Raw genomic sequence first — 17,767 nt, forward strand, 5'->3', positions numbered from 1 at the left:
CGGCGCGGCGCACGACGGCGTACCGGCGCGGCTCGCGACGGCGGCAGCGCGACGGCGACGGTGCGATGGCCGCGGGCGCGCGCCGTGGTGACGGGACGTCGGGTGCTGTGCAGCAGCCTGCGGGGCCCGGGCGCCGCCCGTCGACACCGCCGCACGGCCCCCTCTCAGAGGGCAACGGGAAACGCCTGGGAAACCCCCGCCGGGCAGGGCCTTCGCGCACTGTCGCGCAACGCAGGCAGGTCCGGGACGATCGCCTCCCGCTCCCGAGCGCCGATCCCGGCGAGCAGCCGGCAGATCTCCGCCCGCCGGACCCCCGCGTCCGGGTTCCACAGGCGTACGGTGCCGTCGTTGCTGCTGCTGGCCACGGTGCGGCCGTCCGGCGAGAAGGCGATGCCCCACACCGCGTTCGTATGACCCGTCAGCTCCGCCCACATCCGGCGCCCGGCCACCTCCCACAGCCGGACCGTGCGGTCGTTGCCGCTGCTGGCCAGCCTCCGGCCGTCGGGGGAGAACGCGATCCCCCGCACCGACCCGGTGTGCCCGCTCAGCGCCGTCAGGAAGCGCTGGCCGCGCACGTCCCACAGCCGGACGCTCCCGTCGTTGCCGCTGCTCGCCAGCGTCCGCCCGTCCGGGCTGAACGCCACGCCCCGTACGGCTCCGGTGTGCCCGGTGAGCGTGGCCAGCGGGCGCCGGGCCGGCACGTCCCACAGCCGCACGGTCAGATCGTCGCCGGCGCTCACCAGCGTCCGCCCGTCCGGGCTGAACATGACAACGTTGGCAAAGTCCGTGTGGCCGGTCAGGGTCGCCAGCGCGCCGCGCCCGGCCACGTCCCACAGCCGGACCGTGTGGTCGGAGCCGGCCGAGGCCAGGGCCCGCCCGTCGGGTGCGAACGCCACCGAGAACACGTCGCCGCTGTGCCCCGCGAACGTGGCGACCTCGGTACGCCCGGCCACGTCCCACAGCCGTACGGTGCCGTCGGAACCGGCCGAGGCGAGCGTGCGCCCGTCGGGTGCGAACGCCACCGAGAACACCGTCTCGCGGTGCCCCTTGAAGGTGGTGACGACCCGGCGCTCCGCCACGTCCCACAGCAGGACGGTGTGATCGGCGTTGGCGGTGGCCAGCAGTCTCCCGTCCGGGCTGTACGCCGCGTGCCACACCTCGGTGAACGGACGTGACGTCAGCACCGGTCCGCGCAGGTCCCACAGCACGACGGACTGGTCGAACGCGGCGGTGGCCAGCCGGGTCCCGGTGGAGTCGACGGCGACCCCGAGCACGTAGTCGGTGTGCCCGGCCAGCGTCGCGGCCGGCCGGCCGCCGCGCACGTCCCACAGCCGGGTCGTCCCGTCGCCGCCCGCGCTCACGACCGTCGTGCCGTCCGGCGTGTACACCACCGCGTTGACGTCGTCGCTGTGCCCGGTCAGGGTGGTGGCCGCCCGCTGCCCGGCCACGTCCCACAGCCGTACGGTCCGGTCCGTGCCGCCGGTGGCGACCGTCCGCCCGTCGGGCGCGAACGCGGCCCCCAGCACCTCACCGGTGTGCCCCTCCAGCACCGCGAGCGGCCGTGCGCGCCCGGTGTCCCACAGCCGTACGGTCCGGTCGGCGCCCACCGACACCAGGGTCCGGCCGTCCGGGCTGTACGCCAGGGCGTTGACCCGGCCGGTGTGCCCGGTCAGGGCGGCGACCGGGCGGTGCCCGCCGGCCCCGGCCCCGGTCGCGGCCCCGGCACCGGTCGCCGCGCCCGCCTCCGCCGGGGCCCCGGTGGCGGTCCACACCCGTACCGCTCCGTCGGCGCCGGCGGTCGCGAGGGTGTGCCCGTCGGGGGCGAAGGCCACCGCCCGGGCCCCGGTCGTGGTCGCGGGAAGCGTCGTGCCGCCGACGGCCGTGGCGCCGTCCGCCGTCGGCCACAACCGGACCGGTCCGTCCGTGGAGGTCGCGGCCAGCGTGCGTCCGTCGGGGCCGAATGCGAGGGCGCGCACCCGCCCCGGCACGCTGAACCGCGCGGCCGTCCGGCGGTCGGTCAGCCGCCGCAGCAGTACCGTCCCGTCCGAACTGCCCGTCGCCAGCAGCTCGTTCCCCGGGGCGAAGGCCACCGTGTTCACGGGGCCGACGTGCCCGTGCAGCCGCGCGAGGAAGGGCTGGGCCTGCGTACTGAGCAGGGCGCCGCGCGCCTCGGTCGTCGCCGCGGTACGGTACGCCTCCTCGGCGAGCAGCATCGAGGCCTCCGGCCGCCCGGAGGCCAGCGAGGTGGATCGTACGGCGAGCGCCTGCGAGCGGGCGATCCGTTCCTGGCCGAGCGCCGCCCCGCGCTGCTGGTACGCCAGTCCGCCCGCCGTCACGGCCAGGGCCAGCAGGACCACGAGCGTGGCCAGCATCCGCTGCTGCACCCGGACCTGACGCCTGGCCTGCCGGCCCCGGGTGGCCTCAGCGGCTCCGCTGGCCCGCAGGAACGCCTCCTCGCGCGGGCTGAGGCGGCTGCGGCCGTCGAGCTCGTCGGCCCAGGTGCGTACGGTCTCCAGCCGGGTCCCCCGGTACAGGGCGGACGGATCGCGGCCCTCGCGCTCCCACTCCCCGGCGGCGTGGGCCAGTTGCTGATGGATCAGCAGTCCGGCCCGGTCGGCGTGGATCCAGCCGCGCAGCCGCGGCCAGGCGTGCAGCAGGGCCTCGTGGGTGATCTCGACGGTGTCGCTGTCGAGGGTGATCAGCCGGGCCCCCACGAAGGCGTCGAGGGCGGCCGCGGCCCGGTCCGCGCCCGCCAGTTGCTCCATCAGGGCGGTACGGTCCATCCGTCGCCGCGTCGCCCCGGTGTCCTCGGAGACGTGCACCAGCCGCACCAGGATGCGGCGGATCGTCTGCTGCTCGGCCGGGTACAGCCGGGCGAACACGGTCTCCGCCGTCCGTGCCAGCGCGCCCTGGATACCGCCCGTGCGCTCGTAGCCCGCGACCGTCAGCGTGGCGCCCTCGCGCTGCTGCCAGGTGGCCCGCAGCGCGTGGGACACCAGCGGCAGCGCGCCGGACGGTGTGCCGCCGCCCGGTCCGTCCCCGCCCGGTCCGTCCCCGTCCGGTCCGGCCGTGTCACGGAGCCCGGCGTCCCGCAGCAGCAGGGGGACCAGACCCGCCTGGAGGGCGACGCCGGCGCGTTCGGCGGGCCGGGTGATCGACGCGCGCAGTTCCGCCATCGACATGGGCGGCAGCACGAACAGCCCGTCGGCGAAGACCGGGGCGAGCGCGGGCAGGTCCAGGCAGCTGCCGGAGAAGTCGGCCCGTACGCCGAGCACCACGACGGCCGGGTCCCGCCCGGCCACCGCCGGACCGGACGTCGACAGGGCGCACAGCAGGCGGACGAAGGCGTGCCGTTCGTCCTCGTCGGCGCAGAGGGTGAACAGCTCCTCGAACTGATCGACGATCAGAACCGGCCGGACGGGCGGGGCCCCGTGCTCCCGCCGTCCGTCCCCGTCCCCGGGGCCGTCCGCGGGGCGGTCCCACGCCGGCCGCCGGACCGCGTCGAGCAGGGCTCCGGGCCGCTCCCGTACGTCCGCGACGCTCAGACCGAGATCGCTGCCCAGCACCTTGGCGGAGCGGTCCAGCAGCTCCTGCAGCGGATGGGCGGTGGGGGTGAACCGCACCACCGGCCAGGTGTCGGCGCCCGGCATCGGGAACCCGCCCGGACGCCGCAGGGCCGCCACGAGACCGGCGCCCAGCAGGGAGGACTTGCCCGCGCCGGACGGGGCGACGAGCAACAGCGGTCCGCCGCCGATCCGTTCGAAGACCCGCTCGACCAGGGCGGCGGTGGCCCGCTCCCGGCCGAAGAACCAGTCCGCGTCCTGCGGGCCGAAGGCCGGCAGACCGCGGTAGGGGCACGCCCCGTCCGGCGGCCCGGTGCCCCCGGCATCCGCGCCCGGGCCCGGGCCGTCCGCGGCCTCGCGCGGTCCCGGCTGCTCCACCAGGCGCAGGAGTTCGCCCTCCGCCCGCAGGACCTGGTCGCAGCGGCGGGCCACATAGAGGGTCACCCGTTTCGAGCCGGTCTCGATCTTGCTGAGGTAGCCCTTGCTGTAGTGCGTCTGCCGGGCCAGATCGGCCAGCGACAGACCGCGTCGTACCCGCAGGCGCCGGAGCTGGGCGGGGAAGGACGGCGCGGCGCCGTCCGATAACGCGTCCTGGTGGCCGGTGTGCGGTCCGTGGTCCGGATCCCCCAAAGCATCCCCCATGGCCATGTGCGCCCGGATCGTGAGATGACAGGTCTCCAGGCTACAGGCAGACGGGGGTGCCGGACGGCGCGCACGGCGCCGGCCGGGCATGCCGGATCCGCCCGCGGCCGCCCGGTGGCGGGCGCGGCAGCGCCGCGGAACATCCTGCGCATGATTCCCCCTGGTGGGTGATGCGTCGAGCTGACGGCCTCAGCCTGCCGCCGGGGGGCGCCGGGGTCGACGGGTTGCCCGTCGCCCGTCCGGGGCCAGGCCGGGAAACCACCCGTGACCAGGCCGTCCGTCCGGGCGGGGGCAACACCCGGGGCCCGGTCAGCGCCGTCGGCGCGAGCGGCGCAGCAGGATGCCGACGGCCGCGCCCGCCACCGCGGCGGTGGCGACGCCCGCGGCCGTGAGCCAGGTGGTCCGGTCGGCGTCGTCGGAGGCCGGGGCCGCCGTCGCGTCGGCCGACGGGATGTTCGCCCGGGGCTGGGCCGGGGAGGAGGCACCGGCGGGCGTGGAGGCGTCCGGCGCGGCGGCGGGGCCGTACGCGGCGGCGGCGTCGACGGTGACCTCGCGCTCGCCGCGGCCCAGCGCCGGGAAGCCGGTCTCGACGGTGACCTTCCACGTGCCCTCGGGCAGCGTCTCGGCGGTGGTCCAGGACTTGGGGCCCGCGCTGTCGCGGATCAGCCGCCACGGGCCGACCGTGCGGGCGCCGTCGGAGCTGACCGCGTTGACGGTGGCGGCGACCCGCTCCTCGACGGCGTCCCCGTCGTTCTCCCAGGTGACGTCGGTGGTGACATGGCCGTCGCGGTGCCCGGTGACGACCACCTTCAGGGTGTCGCCGTGGGCGTACGCGGGGGCGGACGCGCCCAGGCAGAGGGCGAGGGAGGCGGCGGCCAGGGCGGCGGCGGCCGGGGCGGTGTTCCGAATGCGCATGGCGGTGCTCCGGGGAGGTGGGAGGCGGAGGTGACGGACCGGCCGGGCCGTGCGGAGCCGGCCGGTCCGTGGGGATCCGTGGGGGGAGCGGGGACGTGCGGTGGGGGGTGTGGGGAAGTGAGGCGTGGGGGGTGTGGGGGGACGTGGAGTGGGGATGCGGGCAGGCGGGCCGCCCCGTGACGGCCCGCCTGCCCCGTGGGGGGTGCACCCGGTTGACGGGTCCGTCAGCCGGTCTTCTGGAGCGTCCAGCTCTGGGCCGTACGCCCGTCGGCCTTCTGCAGGTCGAGCAGCCGGGCCCCGTAGTACGGGCGGCCGCTCACGGTGAGGGCGAAGGCGCCGCTGCGCTCGGTGAGCGTCACCGCTCCGTCGCGCGGCGTCAGCTTCCACTGCTGCTCGGCGGCGGAGCCGCAGGGCAGCTGCTGGACCCACATGCCGGCGGCAGGGGCGCCGCCGGGCTGGAGGCACTTGCCCGAGGACACCGAGCGGATGCGGACGAAGCCGCCGCCCGCGTCGTCGAAGTACCACTGCTGGTGCGCGTAGCCGTTGCTGCCCGAGCCGACCAGGACGGAGCCGTCGGCGGTGCGGCCGCCCCACAGCTCGGCGAACATGCCGGTGCTGCCGTTGCCCAGCGTGTACCGCGTGTTCGGCGTCGTCGTGGCGCCGCCCGCCCCCGTGGTGCGGAAGGTCGTCGCCTTGCCCGGACCGGAGTCGCGGCCGGAGGCGTCACGCACCGAGACCGCCACCGTGTACGAGGTGTTGGGCTGGAGGTTGTAGATCCGCACGACCGTGCCCTGGACCCACGTCAGGTGCTTGCCGTTGAACATCACCTGGTACCAGGCCGCGCCCTGCACCTGGGGCCAGCTGACCACCACGGAGTCCGGCCGGATCTGGCCGGCCGTCACGTTCGGGCCGGCGCCCGGCTTGGCCGTCTTGGACGGCGACGGGGACGGCTTGGGGCTCGGCCCCGGCCCCGGGTCGGTGCCGCCGCCCCCACTGCCCTTGGTGCGCATCAGGAACTGGTTGTCCGCGATGTTCCAGTGCGTGGCCAGGTAGCTGCCCGGCTTGGGGCTGGTGTGGAAGTAGTCGTCGTGGTTGCAGTCGAGGATGTTCTCGGCGGCGCGGTTGGAGCAGACGTTGCGCATCTTCGGGTAGTACGGGCTGTCCGAGTAGCACATGACGTCCCACTCGTCCGTGCAGTGCGCGCCCCGGCTGGTGTTGGGGGCGCTGTTGTTGACGGCGCCCAGGTTGTGCCCGAGCTCGTGGGCGGCGGTGTGACCGCCCCAGCAGCCGGTGTCCGTACGGCCGTACGAGGGACCGAAGTTGCTGAGGTTGCTCTGACCCGGCCGCTCGTCCCCGTTGAAGGTGCCGATGCCGCAGTAGACCTGGGCGTCCGCGAAGATCATGTACTTGCGGTCGCGGCGGTCCAGGCCCTTCTCGGCCAGCGCCCGGTTGGTCGCGCTGAACTCGGCCAGGGCGGCGGCCGACAGCTCGATGTTGAGGACCGTCGGAGTGCAGTCCGCGGCCGTCACGTAGCGGATGTGGCGTATGCCGCCGGTCTCCTGGGCGCTCGCGGAGTAGATGACGTCCGCGTCGGCGGCCCACTTGCGCAGGGACGCGAAGTACTCGGAGAAGCGGTCCTTGCCGGGCGGGTGGACGTACACGACCTGGACGCGGTTGCCGGAGCTGCCGTCACCGTCGCACTGGACGGTCTGTCCGGCGGGGCCGGCGGCCGCGGTGCCACCGGCCCCGCCCGATCCGCCGGCCGCCTTGTCCGGGGCGGCCGTGCCGGTCGCGGCGGCGGCCGCGGGCTGCGGGGGAGTGGCGAGGCCGCCGGCCTTCGCGTCGACGGCGGGCGTGTCCTGAGAACGCTCGCCGCCCTGCGCGGGTGCCGGGTCCGCCTCGGGCTTGGCCGGATCGGCGGCGGGCGCCACGGTCTTGACCGCGGGCGGGGTGTCCTTGCTGACGTCCACGCCGTTCGGCGGGGCGTCGGGGCCGTGGGTGCAGGCGCCCTTGTCCGTGCTGTACACACCGGCGCAGGCGTCGCCCTTGGGGGCGACCTTCAGCCCGTCGTAGATCATGCCGCGGGCCGGTTCGTTGGCCGGGACCTTGGTGAGGGGCTCGGGTTCCTCGTCGCGGGCCGGGGCGGAGGCCGGTTCGGCGGCCTCCGCGGCCGGCGCGGCCTGGACCTTGGTGTCCTTCGGCCAGACGTTGCCGCTGCCGGCCTGGTAGGCGAATCCCCCCGCGACCACCGCCGCCACGGCCACGGCGGCGGTGAGGCCTATGAGCCGTCCGCGAGGCCGTTTCCGACGCTCACGCTGGCGGTCGTTCAGTCTTCGATGCCTAGACATGCGCACCTCAATTCCTCAGTCAGGAGAGTGGGTGCGCGGAAGCCTGCCAGACCGGCTCGGTGGAGAATTCGGACAAACGGGAGCCCCGTCGATGAATCCGTTCCGTTATCTGCGGGCTTGATTTGATGAACAGTCAACTCGCTTGAAAATCAAGGGAGTTACGCGCGTAACGCAGGAATGGTCCAGGCCTTTTTAAGGATGTCGTTATGCAATCGAGATGTGAAGCGGAGGATTATTGACGGGAATTCAGTACGGTTTTCATCCGTCGATCACTTCGTGAATGAGCCCTGTCACGGGCGGTGAGGAACCGGCCCCTCCGCGGCGGCGACCCGGCACGCCTCAGACCCAGTTGACCTCCGCCCGCGCCAGCAACGGGTCCTCCGTCATCCGGAACAGCGGGACCGCGAAGTTGCCCTGCCGGAACCGCCCGCCGAAATGCAGGCCGAGCACCCGGTGGTCGGCGAGGTCGAAGACGGGGGAACCGCTGTTGCCGCCCAGCGTGGAGCAGTCGTGCTGCATCGTGACCCCGTCCGGCAGCAGAGCCGTCGCCATGCCCGGCTGGAGCCGCTTGACGTTGTAGACGTCCATGAAGATGCGGCTCATGGCCTCGGGTTCGTTCCGGCGGCCGTCCGCCGCCGGATACCCCACCACGTACACCGGGCGGCCCACCAGATCCGGCGGCGCCTCGGCGGCGACCGGGAGCGCGGAGGGCAGCCGGCCGCCGCCGCCCGCGGCCAGCGAGACCCGCAGCAGCGCCATGTCGACCTCCTCGTGGATCCCGATCACCCCGGTCACCGTGAACTCCAGCGAGTGGTCCGACGCCGGCGCACCCAGCTCCTCCGCCGTGTCGATCCGGGCGCCCATGCCCGCCCGGAAGCCGAAGCCGCCCTGCCCGTCGGCACGGGTGAACTCGGCGGCGACGTGCCGGTTGGTCATCACGACGTCCTCGGAGACCAGGAAGCCCGTACCCAGCCAGTCCAGATCGGTGTGCCCGGTCACCTCCACCCGGCCGACCCGGGCGATCGACTCCCGGATCCGGTCCCGCTGCCCGTCCAGGACCGCCCAGTCACCGGACTGGGCCGGGAAGTCCTGGCCCTGGACCAGGATCGCCGGCCGGCCCTCCAGCAGGACGATCGCCTCCACGCCGAAGTGCTCGTCCTCGTCGATGTCCTCGTCGCGGCCCTCGGCCAGCTTCTCCAGGCCCCGCGCCCCCGCCCGCAGCACCCTGGCCCGCTCCTCCTGGGCGGCCCGGCCGATCTGCGCCGCCGTGGCGTCCACCGGCGGCAGCTCCTCGTCCGACTCGAGCACTTCCGCGTCCAGCCCCGCGCGCACGCGCGCCGCGACCGCCAGCAGGTCCTCGCCGAAGACCTGCTCGGGCCCGGTCGCCACCGGTGAACCACCGTGCATCTCACACCTCCTGGGGTTGCGCGGGCCGCGCCAGGCCCGCCTGGGCCGCCGCGATCTCGTCGTGGACCTGCGGGCTGTGCTCGCGCAGGTGCCGCATGATGGCGCTCAGCTGCGTACCGACGTTGACGAACGCCGTGTCCTTGCCCTGGAAGCTGACGTCCGTGACGCGCCGCGTGCCGCGGTGCAGGGCCACCACCGTCCAGTCGTCGGTCAGGACCGGCGAGCCGGACGAGCCGCCGCGGGTGTCGGTGAAGTAGCGGACGTCCGTCTCGTCCGCCTCGAAGACCAGGTTGTTGCGCAGCGCGATCCGCTTCGGCTCCCCGCCCGGGTGCTGGATGATGTTCACCGCCACCGGTACGTCCTTCTCCACCCGCAGCGGCTCGGTCGCCACCCGCAGGAACGGCCGGCCCGCCGCCCCGGTCAGCCGCAGGACCGCGTAGTCGAGCCCCTCGTCCGAGGCGACGAGCGCGCTCGCCGGGATCTCCTCGGCCCCCGCGTCGTCGTCGCCGACGTAGTCGAAGCGCGAGCGCGAGCCGCGCGCCTGGAGGTCCAGGTCGGCCGGGTCGACCACCGGGCGCTCGCCCGTACCGCGCTTGCGGGCGGTGACCACATGGTGATTGGTCACCAGCAGGTCGGGGGCGATCAGCCAGCCCGTCCCGTTGTGCGGCAGCGCCAGCGGCTGCATCGGCGCGCCCCCTTGGTACGGCAGCACCTTCACCCGGGCCACGGACGTGCCCGCGTGCGCGCCGCCGCCGAGGAACGCGAACGGCACGGTGTCGTCGTGGAAGACGATCTCCTCCTTCGTCTCCCCGGTCGGCACGTCCGGTGCCACGTCGGGCTCGCCGGCCGCGTCGCGCACCACCTGGTCCAGAGCGGTCAGGAACACGTCCCGGGCGGCGGCCTCGGTGAGCTGGTCCACGGCGTTGCGCAGCCAGAGCGCCAGCGGGACGCCGCCGTCGACCAGCCGCTCCACCCGGTTCATCTCGTTCAGGTCCGACAGGACCTGCTGGCCGGGGGAGGGCATCAACGGCAGCGAGGCGTAGTACTTGGGCAGGACCCCCTGGAACAGCAGCCGCCGCAGCATCGGGTCGGTCAGCCCCGACTCCACCGCGGTGTCACGCAGCCGCCCGATGTCCTCCGGCGGCAGATACGGGTCGCTCATGGTCGATCAGGCCGCTCGGTGGCCGTTCCTTTCCCCAGGGTGGTGTTCGGTTCCGGGTCCGGCCTCCGTGGCCGGCCCCGCCGCCCCGCCCCCGGCCGCACCGGTCACCGGCCCCGCCGTACCGGTCCCCGCCGTACCCGTACCCGGCGCGGCGCTTCCGGCCGGCCCCGGGCCCGCTCCGGGCCCGGGGCCCGCCGCCGGTCCCGCCGCTCCCGCCGCCACGCCCGCGGTCATCTCCGCGCCCAGCGCCGCCGCCACGCCCGTGACCAGCTCGCCGCTGCGGTCCTCCAGGTTCAGCAGCCGCCGCGCCAGCCGGTCCAGGGTGCCGCGCCGGCGCGCCTCGCGCAGCATGCCCGTCATCCCGGTGTGGGTGCCTCCGGTCGAGGGCTCGCCGTCCGGCGGCCCGGCGGCGTTGGCCAGCAGGCTGCGCATCGAGTCCCGCAGCTCCGGCTGGCGCGCCACCGCCTGTCCGATGGCCTCCGCCAGGGCGTCCAGGACCGCCTCCTCCGCCGGAGGCAGCCCCACCACGTCCAGCGCCCGTTCCAGCAGCCGCGGCGAGGTGCGCGCGGCCTGCGCCGCAGCCGCCCGCACCAGCGCGGGCTGCCGCTGGAGATCCTCGTCCGGCAGCCGCCCCAGCCGCTCGGCGAGCTGCACTCCCACGTCCGCGTTCCCGGTTCCGGTTCCGGTCCCGCCCCTGCCTTCGGGGCCCGGGGCGTCGCGGTCACCGGCCAGCCGCGCCCGGAACAGCAGCACGCCCAGCGCCTCGAAGTCCTTGCCCAGACCGGTGGCGATCTCCTCGGCCTCCATCAGGTCCTCGTCGGCCCCGCGCAGGTCGCCGTCGTCCGCGGCCAGCCGCGCCGACAGCTGCAGCAGCTCCAGCTGGAGTTCGGAGGCACCGGTCTCGTCGGCACGCGCCACGGCCTCCTCGGCGGCCGCCCTGGCCTCCGTACGGCGGCCCAGCCGGTCCAGGGTCTCCACCCACAGCGGGTACAACGGGCTGCCCGCGGTCCACGGCCGCCCCTCGGCGAGCCGGCCGGCGGCCGTCTCCGTGAACCCCTGGGCCAGCAGGTCCTCGACCTCACGGGCGGTGATCCGCTCCCAGTCCTCCTGGTCGGCCGCCGCCAGCACCTCGTCCGGAGTGTGCCCGCCCATCCGTCCGCCCAGGTACGCGGCGGCACGCCCGGCCATGTCCTGGCCCGCACCCGCCAGATAGCGCTCCACGCCCGGCAGCCAGCGCTCCTCCACCTCGCGCGGGTTCTCGTTCAGCCGCAGCCGGTGGTAGATCTCCTCGGCCCGCGCCTCCAGTCCCTCCTGCGCGGCGTAGTACGCGACGGCCCGCTGCCCGACCGCCCGCATCAGGTCCATCCGGGCCCGGTCGGCCAGCCGCAGCATGATGGCCCGCAGATCGGCGCGGTGGCGGACGGCGTCGTGCTCGTCGGGTTCGACCAGGTCCAGCCGGGCCAGCAGCGCGAACAGCCGCCCGGCCTCCTCCTCGGTGGGCACCGGCAGTCCGCACGGCTCGGCGAGCACCTCCCGGATCAGCTCGGGCGTGATGGTCCGCAGCGCCAGCCCCCCTTGCACCAGGGCGCGCACGTCGTCCTGCCCGATCCGGCTGAGGATCCGCTCGTACAGGGTCCCCTGGATCAGCATCTGGTCGACCTTGCGGAAGATGTGCCGGCGGTGGCCGGGCAGCGAGACGATCAGCTCGGTCAGCGACGCGGCCCCGGGGCCTTCCTGCGCCGCCGCCCGCGCCGCCAGCTTCAGGCTCAGCGGATGCCCGCCCACCCGTGCCGCCAGCTCCCGCGCCAGCCCCTCGTCCGTCACCCCGCAGGACACCAGCAGTGCCACGGCCGCCTCCTGGTCGAGGTCACCGAGTTCCAGGGTGCGCGGCTGCACCGGCCGGCCCGGGTGCGGGGTCAGGGCCCGCCCGGCGACGACGGTCCGCAGCCGCGGGTGGCCCTCCGCCAGGGCGCTCCACACGGCCCACATCCGGCCGAGCACCGGGGAGGCGCTGTACTGGGCCTCCTCGAAGGAGTCGATCACCAGCACGAACGGCGGCTGTTCCGCGCTCGTGCGCTCCCCGACGACGCCCACCACCAGAGCGGCCAGCCGGTGCGCCAGGTCGTACTCGCGCGCGGCGGCCAGGCTGTGCACGCCCGTCGAGGTGCTCCGCCCCACCGTCGCGCGGGTGGTGGAGAGCTCGTAGAGCTCGTCGACCCGGCCCTGTTCGGCGCGGTGGGTTCCGGCGGTCTGCTCGCACTCCCGGGCGAGGGCGTCGAACTCGGCGCGCCGCTCGGGGTACTGGACGCCCAGCTGGCGGGCCATCTCGGCGATCAGGGTGGCGGGTTCGTGCACCGACAGGGTGGGCCGCTCGAAGTCGATGTACGCGAAGGGGAATCCGCCGGGGAAGTCGCGCAGGCTCTCCAGCAGGCACTTGGCGAGCAGGGTGCTCTTGCCGATCCCGCCCGGGCCGTGGACCAGCAGCGGCGGCACCGGTTCGGAGTCGGCGCCGATCACATGGCCGATGCCCTCGCGCCTCCGCAGCAGCCGCCCGTGCAGGGAGTGCGGGGGCAGCCCGATGTACGCGCGCAGCTCGTCGAGTTCCTCGGCGCGGCCCTGGAAGGAGCCCCGCACCAGGCGTTCCAGGGGCTGGAGCAGCCGGGCCCGCTCCAGCAGCCGCTGGACGTCCGAGACCTGCGGGATGTGGGTGATGCCCGGCACCCGGGCGAGCCACAGCACGGCCTGCAGGGTGTGCGGCAGCTCGTCCGCGTTCTGCCGCGGCAGGTCCGGGGGCGTCCCGCTGAGGTACGCCAGCGCCGTGCGCTCGGGGCCGGGGCCGGGCGGTATCTGCTCGAGGTTGGCCAGCAGGGCCAGGCGGGCCTCCTGCGGCCCGGAGAGAGAGCTCAGCGCGAGATCGCGGACCGACGGCTTGAGCACCCAGACGGTGCCCGACTCCGGGCTGACGGCCCGGCAGTCGTCCACCAGCTCCAGGGCCGCCCCGCCGGTGGGCCGTACGTCGCCCGGCAGCCGCAGCAGGGCCGGGTCGAACTGGGTGAGCAGGCAGGCGGCGGCGCGGTAGGCGGTGCGCAGCGCGGACACCGGCGGCGGGCCGGGCGCGGCGGCCGTGGCGCACAGCCGCTCCCGCAGCAGCGCGGCGAAGTCCTGCCCGGGGGCCAGGGAGCGGTAGACACGGACGGTGTTCTCCGCGGCCGTACAGAGCTTGCGCATGTAGCTGTCGGGCCCGGGCGCCCGCGCCGCCTCCAGGACGGCCGGCAGGGCCGCCTCCACCAGGGCGGTGACCCCGGCCGGGTCCGGGGGCGGCTGCTCGGGCGCCGCCGGTTCCGCGAAGAACTGCTCGAAGAACAGCCGCATGTCGTCGGTGTCGGCCTGCCGGGCCGTGTCGCGGACCTCGTTCTTGCGGATCTCGTAGGGGAGTTGGCGCATCGAGGTCGAGTAGCCGAGCAGCACCAGGCGCGGGGCGGCGTCCCGGCGGACCGGGGTGTGATCGTAGATGGCCTGGGCGAGCTTGCCGATGCAGTCCCACACGTCGGAGTTCACATCGGCCCGGTCGCATTCGTCGATCACCAGCCAGAAGCGCTCCCGGGCGGCGGTCGCCCGCCGGACGATGTCGTGGACGGCGTCGTCGATCGACGGCAGTGGATCGTTCAACTGTGTCGGATTCAACGGGGGGATGCCGGCGGAGTCCGCGAGGAAACCGGCGAGGCGGCGGACGATCTCTTCGCCCGTGGAGGCCTGGTTCAGGGACACCCGGACCGGATGGAACGAGCAGTGCAGCCCGAGGTGGCGCAGGAACGTGTAGGTGTAGGACCGCCCGCTGTCCGGCTCCCCGTCGACCAGCAGGACCGTCTTGTCGGGGTCCTCGTGGAACTCCTGGATGCGTTTGCGCAGCTCCGCGCGGTCGAGGAACACCTCGGAGCCGTTCTTCAGGACGCTGGCGAGGAAGGGGTCGCGCGAGGAGGCCATGAGCCGGGCGGCGTCCTCCAGCTCGGTCCTGATGTGACCGGCGACCAGGCCCTCCGGGAGCGAGGCGAGCGTGTCCTGCCGGGTCAGGCCCTGGAGCAGCATCAGCTGGGCGGGGATACCCGCCTCGCGCACCGCCTGGACGGTGGCCAGGGCGTAGGAGCTGGCGGTCTCGCCGAAGGCGATGGTGCCGACGAATTCGGGGGTGAAGCCGAGTTGTACGAGTGTCTGACGAGGTGCACCGGTGAGGAAGAGGTGGTCCCGCACCCATTGGGTGACGAGGTCCCATTCGGTATCGGTGAGCGACATAGCGCACCTGCACAGCCGCCGCAGCGGAACGGGGAGACGGACTGCCTGATACCTGTCATCGTTTCACCGCCGCCGGTCGGCTGCAACGCGGCCGAACAGTGCCCGGACCGGCACCCGGACGGGTGCGCTGGCCAGGTATTCACGGATGCCGTGATGGCTCTTGCTGCGGTTGTCGACCAGGTGGTCGCTCACGAGTTCGGCCGGTGCGTACTCGGGCCGCAGCCAGTGGTCCAGCGCCACCACGTCGCGCAGGTCGGACACGTTGCGCCAGGCCGCCACACCGGCCGGGACGGCGGGCGGCCGGGCGAGCAGGTCCTGGACCTCGGTGATCCCCAGCGGTGAACCGACGCTGACGAACAGGCTGACGGGGCGCCCCTCCTCGCGCAGCACCTCGTAGGCGACGACCGAGCCCAGACTGTGGCCGACCACGACGAGCGGCCCGTCACCGGCCTCGGCGAGCTCGGCGCGTACGGTGTCGCGGACGACCGGCCCGATCCCGCCGAAGAAGTACGCGTGGACGTCCACGAACGTGCGCCGGACCACCTCCTTGAACACCGGCACGCGCAGGACGGCGGGCAGCGGCAGCAGCTCCTCGGCGCCGCGGGCGTCCTCGTCCTCGTCACGGCCCAGGGTCGCCGCCGCGTAGGTCATCCTCGTCAGCCAGGCCGCCAGCGCGGTCTCGCCGGGGGCGGGCCCCGCATCCGCCCGTCCGCCGTCGTCGTACCCGCCCCTGCCCTCCGTCACGGCCTGCCCGGCGGCCTCCCGCAAGGTGCGCTCGATGAACTCGTGCGCGCCCTCCGGTCCGGCCGCCGCGCCGTCGCCCTGCGGGAACTCCTGGAGGAGCCGGGCGGCGGGGAGCTCCTCGGGGCGGTGGTCGGGCAGCGGCACGGGGTGGCGCAGCGGGGCCCAGTAGGCCACCCGCGACGCCACGCCCATGTCCTGGCCGAAGAGCGCGTGGTCCCAGCGGGACTTGAGCAGCTCCTTGCGGACCTTGTTCCCGTTGCCGTGGACGTAGAGGATCGTGGCAGCCACCGTCAGTTCCGGACGATCATGTCCTCGAACGTCTCCAGGCGCTTCCAGCGCTCGGCGGGCGCGCGGGTGGCGGGCATGAGGTCGGCGGCGGGCAGCGGACCGAAATCCAGCCCGGTGAGTTCGACGATGTCCGCGACCGGCACCTGGAAGGTGCGGAAGGCCCCGAGCGGCGGCGGGTCCCCGGGCCGGGCGCCGGCCATCGCGCGTTCGTAGTCGCGGGTGAGGTCCGGGCTCTGGTCGAGGATGTAGGCGGTCGAGGCGAGCGAACCGCCCTGGAGGAAGGCGGCGACCTTCCAGAACCGCAGCGGCACCTGCATGCCCCGGTAGGGCGGGTCGGAGTCCTGCAGGACCGGGCCGGTCATCACGGTCAGCTTGCGGTCGAACTCGGCGGCGTGGTCGAGCAGGTAGTTCTCCAGCCCCTGCCACAGCTGCTTGCCCTGGTTGAACACGTCGGCCTGCGGGGCCGCGTTGGTGAAGTGGAAGGTGTCCACGTTGGCGCGGTTCGCCTCGGCGGCGGCACCCCAGACCGGGTCCAGCCGGCGCACCAGATGGCCGCGGTCCAGGGAGTTGTCGCGGTAGATGTCGTTGCCGCACTGCTGCGCCTCGGGCACCCGCGGGTCGAACACCCACTTGTCGTCGCGGGGCACGTCCTCGAGGATCTTCTCGCCGTCGATGCAGACGGCGGTGGAGGCGGCCAGCCGCCGGTCGGGGCGCAGGACGACGGTGAAGTGCGTGTACGGCAGGACGACGGTCTCGACGCCGGGGGAGGCGGGCATCGGGAGCGGCACGGTGGTGCCCAGGAAGTCGGGGTCGTAGCCCGTGCGGTCGGACAGATCGGGACGGCGGTTCGCGGAGGTCGCCCTCGGATCCGAGGGCGTCTCAATTGCGTTCATAACATTGACGTACCGCGCGGGAGGGATCTGTCACGGCGCCGCGGGCCCCCGCCACCCGAACAGCGGCCACTCCTGATTCGGACGGCGGCGAGTACGGGAACCCATGCCCGCGACATCCCCTCCCTCCGCGCCCCAAGGAGTTCCCGTGCCCACTGGCATCTCCCTCCACATCGGCCTCAACAGAGTCGACCCCGACCGGTACGACGGCTGGGACGGCAAGCTCGTGGCCTGCGAGAACGACGCCCGCGACATGGCGGCCCTGGCCCGGGGCAACGGGTTCGAGGAGACCGTGATCCTCACCGATCAGGGCACGGTGGAGAACATCACCGGTGAGCTGCGCAAGGCCGCCGGACGGCTGAAGAAGGGCGACATCCTCTTCTTCACCTACTCGGGCCACGGCGGCCAGGTGCGCAACACCGTGGGCGGCGACACCGAGGCCGACCGGCAGGACGAGACCCTGGTCTTCTTCGACCGCCAGTTCCTCGACGACGAGTTGTACCGCGAGTTCCAGAAGCTGGCCGAGGGCGTGCGGGTCGTCGCGCTCCTGGACTGCTGCCACAGCGGCACGGCCATCGAGTCCGTCCGGGAGATGCTGACCCCGCAGGCGCTGGAGTCGCAGTTCCAGACCCGCGACCCCGGGCAGGTCGAGGCCGCGTCCCGGATGGTGCCGCAGTGGAAGCAGGAGGAGCTCTACGAGCGGCACCGCGACGTGTACCAGAAGCTCCAGCGCGAGCTCGCGGCGGTCAAGGGCAACGGCGGCCGGGCACCGGACGCGGTCCTGATCGGCGCCTGCCAGGACAACCAGGTCGCCTCCGACGGCAGTGTCAACGGCCTGTTCACCGAGAAACTGCTCAAGGTGTGGAACAACGCCGGCTTCCAGGGCGGCTACCGCGACTTCCACCGCGGCATCCAGCGCATCATGCCGCCCAACCAGAGCCCGAACTTCTACACCACGGGCGCGCCCGGCCCCGACTTCCTCGGCCAGAAGCCCTTCACCATCTGACGTACGCTCGAAGGGTCGGGGACGCCTTCCGTGCCGAAGGAGGACCCATGCCGACCCATCCGTCCCGATCCGGGCGGCGGTGCGCCGCGACCGCCCTCGCGCTGGCCCTGGCCGGCGGCCTGCTCACCGCCGTGACCGCTCCGGCCCACGCGCACGCCCCCGTCACCTGCGTGCAGGGGTACGTCCCCCGGGCCGCGTACGAGGGCGACCTGGTCTGTGTGACCCCCGAGATCCGGGACCGGACCGCCCGCGAGAACCAGCTCGGCCCCTCGCGCCGCATGCCCGGCGGCGCCTACGGACCCCAGACCTGCAAGCCGGGGTTCGTCTGGCGGGAGGCCGGGCCGCAGGACCAGGTGTGCGTGCCCCCCGCCAGCCGCGACCAGGCCCGGCGCGACAACGCGGCGGCCCTGTCCCGCATCGCGAACTGACCGCGTTCGGGGCAGGCGTCCGCCGGTCCCGCGACCGCGGGCGTCCCGCCGGCCACGCGGGCCGGCGGGACGCCCCTTCAGCGG

General features: G+C 74.3%; 10 protein-coding genes. 2 read left to right on the forward strand and 8 right to left on the reverse strand.

Annotated elements, in window-relative coordinates:
* Positions 1 to 164: 164 nt before the first annotated feature.
* The 8 genes from ACIPXB_RS02250 to ACIPXB_RS02285 all read right to left on the reverse strand — a co-directional run bounded on the left by ACIPXB_RS02250 (position 165) and on the right by ACIPXB_RS02285 (position 16,252).
* Positions 165 to 4,211, reverse strand: coding sequence for a WD40 repeat domain-containing protein (locus ACIPXB_RS02250; protein WP_401443385.1), 4,047 nt, complete (start codon positions 4,209 to 4,211; stop codon positions 165 to 167).
* 303 nt (positions 4,212 to 4,514) lie between these two features.
* Positions 4,515 to 5,120 (reverse strand): hypothetical protein, encoded by a 606-nt coding sequence (locus ACIPXB_RS02255; RefSeq protein WP_401443387.1) that lies wholly within the window; start codon positions 5,118 to 5,120, stop codon positions 4,515 to 4,517.
* 224 nt (positions 5,121 to 5,344) lie between these two features.
* Positions 5,345 to 7,384: an RICIN domain-containing protein gene (locus ACIPXB_RS02260; RefSeq protein ID WP_401443390.1), complete on the reverse strand. Its 2,040-nt coding sequence runs from the start codon at positions 7,382 to 7,384 to the stop codon at positions 5,345 to 5,347.
* Between the two features lie 423 nt (positions 7,385 to 7,807).
* A complete protein-coding gene (locus tag ACIPXB_RS02265) occupies positions 7,808 to 8,875 on the reverse strand; it encodes a trypsin-like serine peptidase (RefSeq protein ID WP_401443393.1) in 1,068 nt (355 codons plus the stop codon).
* Between the two features lies 1 nt (position 8,876).
* Positions 8,877 to 10,037, reverse strand: coding sequence for a trypsin-like peptidase domain-containing protein (locus ACIPXB_RS02270; protein WP_401443395.1), 1,161 nt, complete (start codon positions 10,035 to 10,037; stop codon positions 8,877 to 8,879).
* A 6-nt stretch (positions 10,038 to 10,043) separates the two neighbouring features.
* Positions 10,044 to 14,327, reverse strand: coding sequence for an AAA family ATPase (locus ACIPXB_RS02275; protein WP_401443398.1), 4,284 nt, complete (start codon positions 14,325 to 14,327; stop codon positions 10,044 to 10,046).
* A 63-nt stretch (positions 14,328 to 14,390) separates the two neighbouring features.
* The gene (locus tag ACIPXB_RS02280) at positions 14,391 to 15,359 is read right to left on the reverse strand and encodes a hypothetical protein (RefSeq protein WP_401443400.1); all 969 of its coding nucleotides are present in this window, start codon (positions 15,357 to 15,359) and stop codon (positions 14,391 to 14,393) included.
* Positions 15,360 to 15,361: 2 nt separating this feature from the next.
* Entirely contained in the window at positions 15,362 to 16,252 is an 891-nt protein-coding gene (locus tag ACIPXB_RS02285; RefSeq protein WP_401443402.1) for a DNA/RNA non-specific endonuclease, read from the reverse strand.
* Between the two features lie 145 nt (positions 16,253 to 16,397).
* On the opposite strand from ACIPXB_RS02285, the gene ACIPXB_RS02290 reads away from it, so the two are divergent.
* Together ACIPXB_RS02290 and ACIPXB_RS02295 are read left to right on the forward strand one after the other, a co-directional pair.
* Positions 16,398 to 17,255: a caspase family protein gene (locus tag ACIPXB_RS02290; protein WP_401443404.1), complete on the forward strand. Its 858-nt coding sequence runs from the start codon at positions 16,398 to 16,400 to the stop codon at positions 17,253 to 17,255.
* A gap of 47 nt (positions 17,256 to 17,302) precedes the next feature.
* Positions 17,303 to 17,683, forward strand: coding sequence for a hypothetical protein (locus tag ACIPXB_RS02295; protein ID WP_401443406.1), 381 nt, complete (start codon positions 17,303 to 17,305; stop codon positions 17,681 to 17,683).
* Positions 17,684 to 17,767 lie beyond the last annotated feature (84 nt).

The sequence above is a fragment of the Streptomyces sp. NPDC090022 genome, from assembly GCF_044748145.1.
GTDB lineage: Bacteria > Actinomycetota > Actinomycetes > Streptomycetales > Streptomycetaceae > Streptomyces.

Coding starts and splice junctions, on each gene's coding strand:
- ACIPXB_RS02250 (WP_401443385.1), bottom strand. CDS start 4,211: ATGGCCATGGGGGATGCTTTGGGGGATCCGGACCACGGACCGCACACC.
- ACIPXB_RS02255 (WP_401443387.1), bottom strand. CDS start 5,120: ATGCGCATTCGGAACACCGCCCCGGCCGCCGCCGCCCTGGCCGCCGCC.
- ACIPXB_RS02265 (WP_401443393.1), bottom strand. CDS start 8,875: ATGCACGGTGGTTCACCGGTGGCGACCGGGCCCGAGCAGGTCTTCGGC.
- ACIPXB_RS02270 (WP_401443395.1), bottom strand. CDS start 10,037: ATGAGCGACCCGTATCTGCCGCCGGAGGACATCGGGCGGCTGCGTGAC.
- ACIPXB_RS02275 (WP_401443398.1), bottom strand. CDS start 14,327: ATGTCGCTCACCGATACCGAATGGGACCTCGTCACCCAATGGGTGCGG.
- ACIPXB_RS02285 (WP_401443402.1), bottom strand. CDS start 16,252: ATGAACGCAATTGAGACGCCCTCGGATCCGAGGGCGACCTCCGCGAAC.
- ACIPXB_RS02295 (WP_401443406.1), top strand. CDS start 17,303: ATGCCGACCCATCCGTCCCGATCCGGGCGGCGGTGCGCCGCGACCGCC.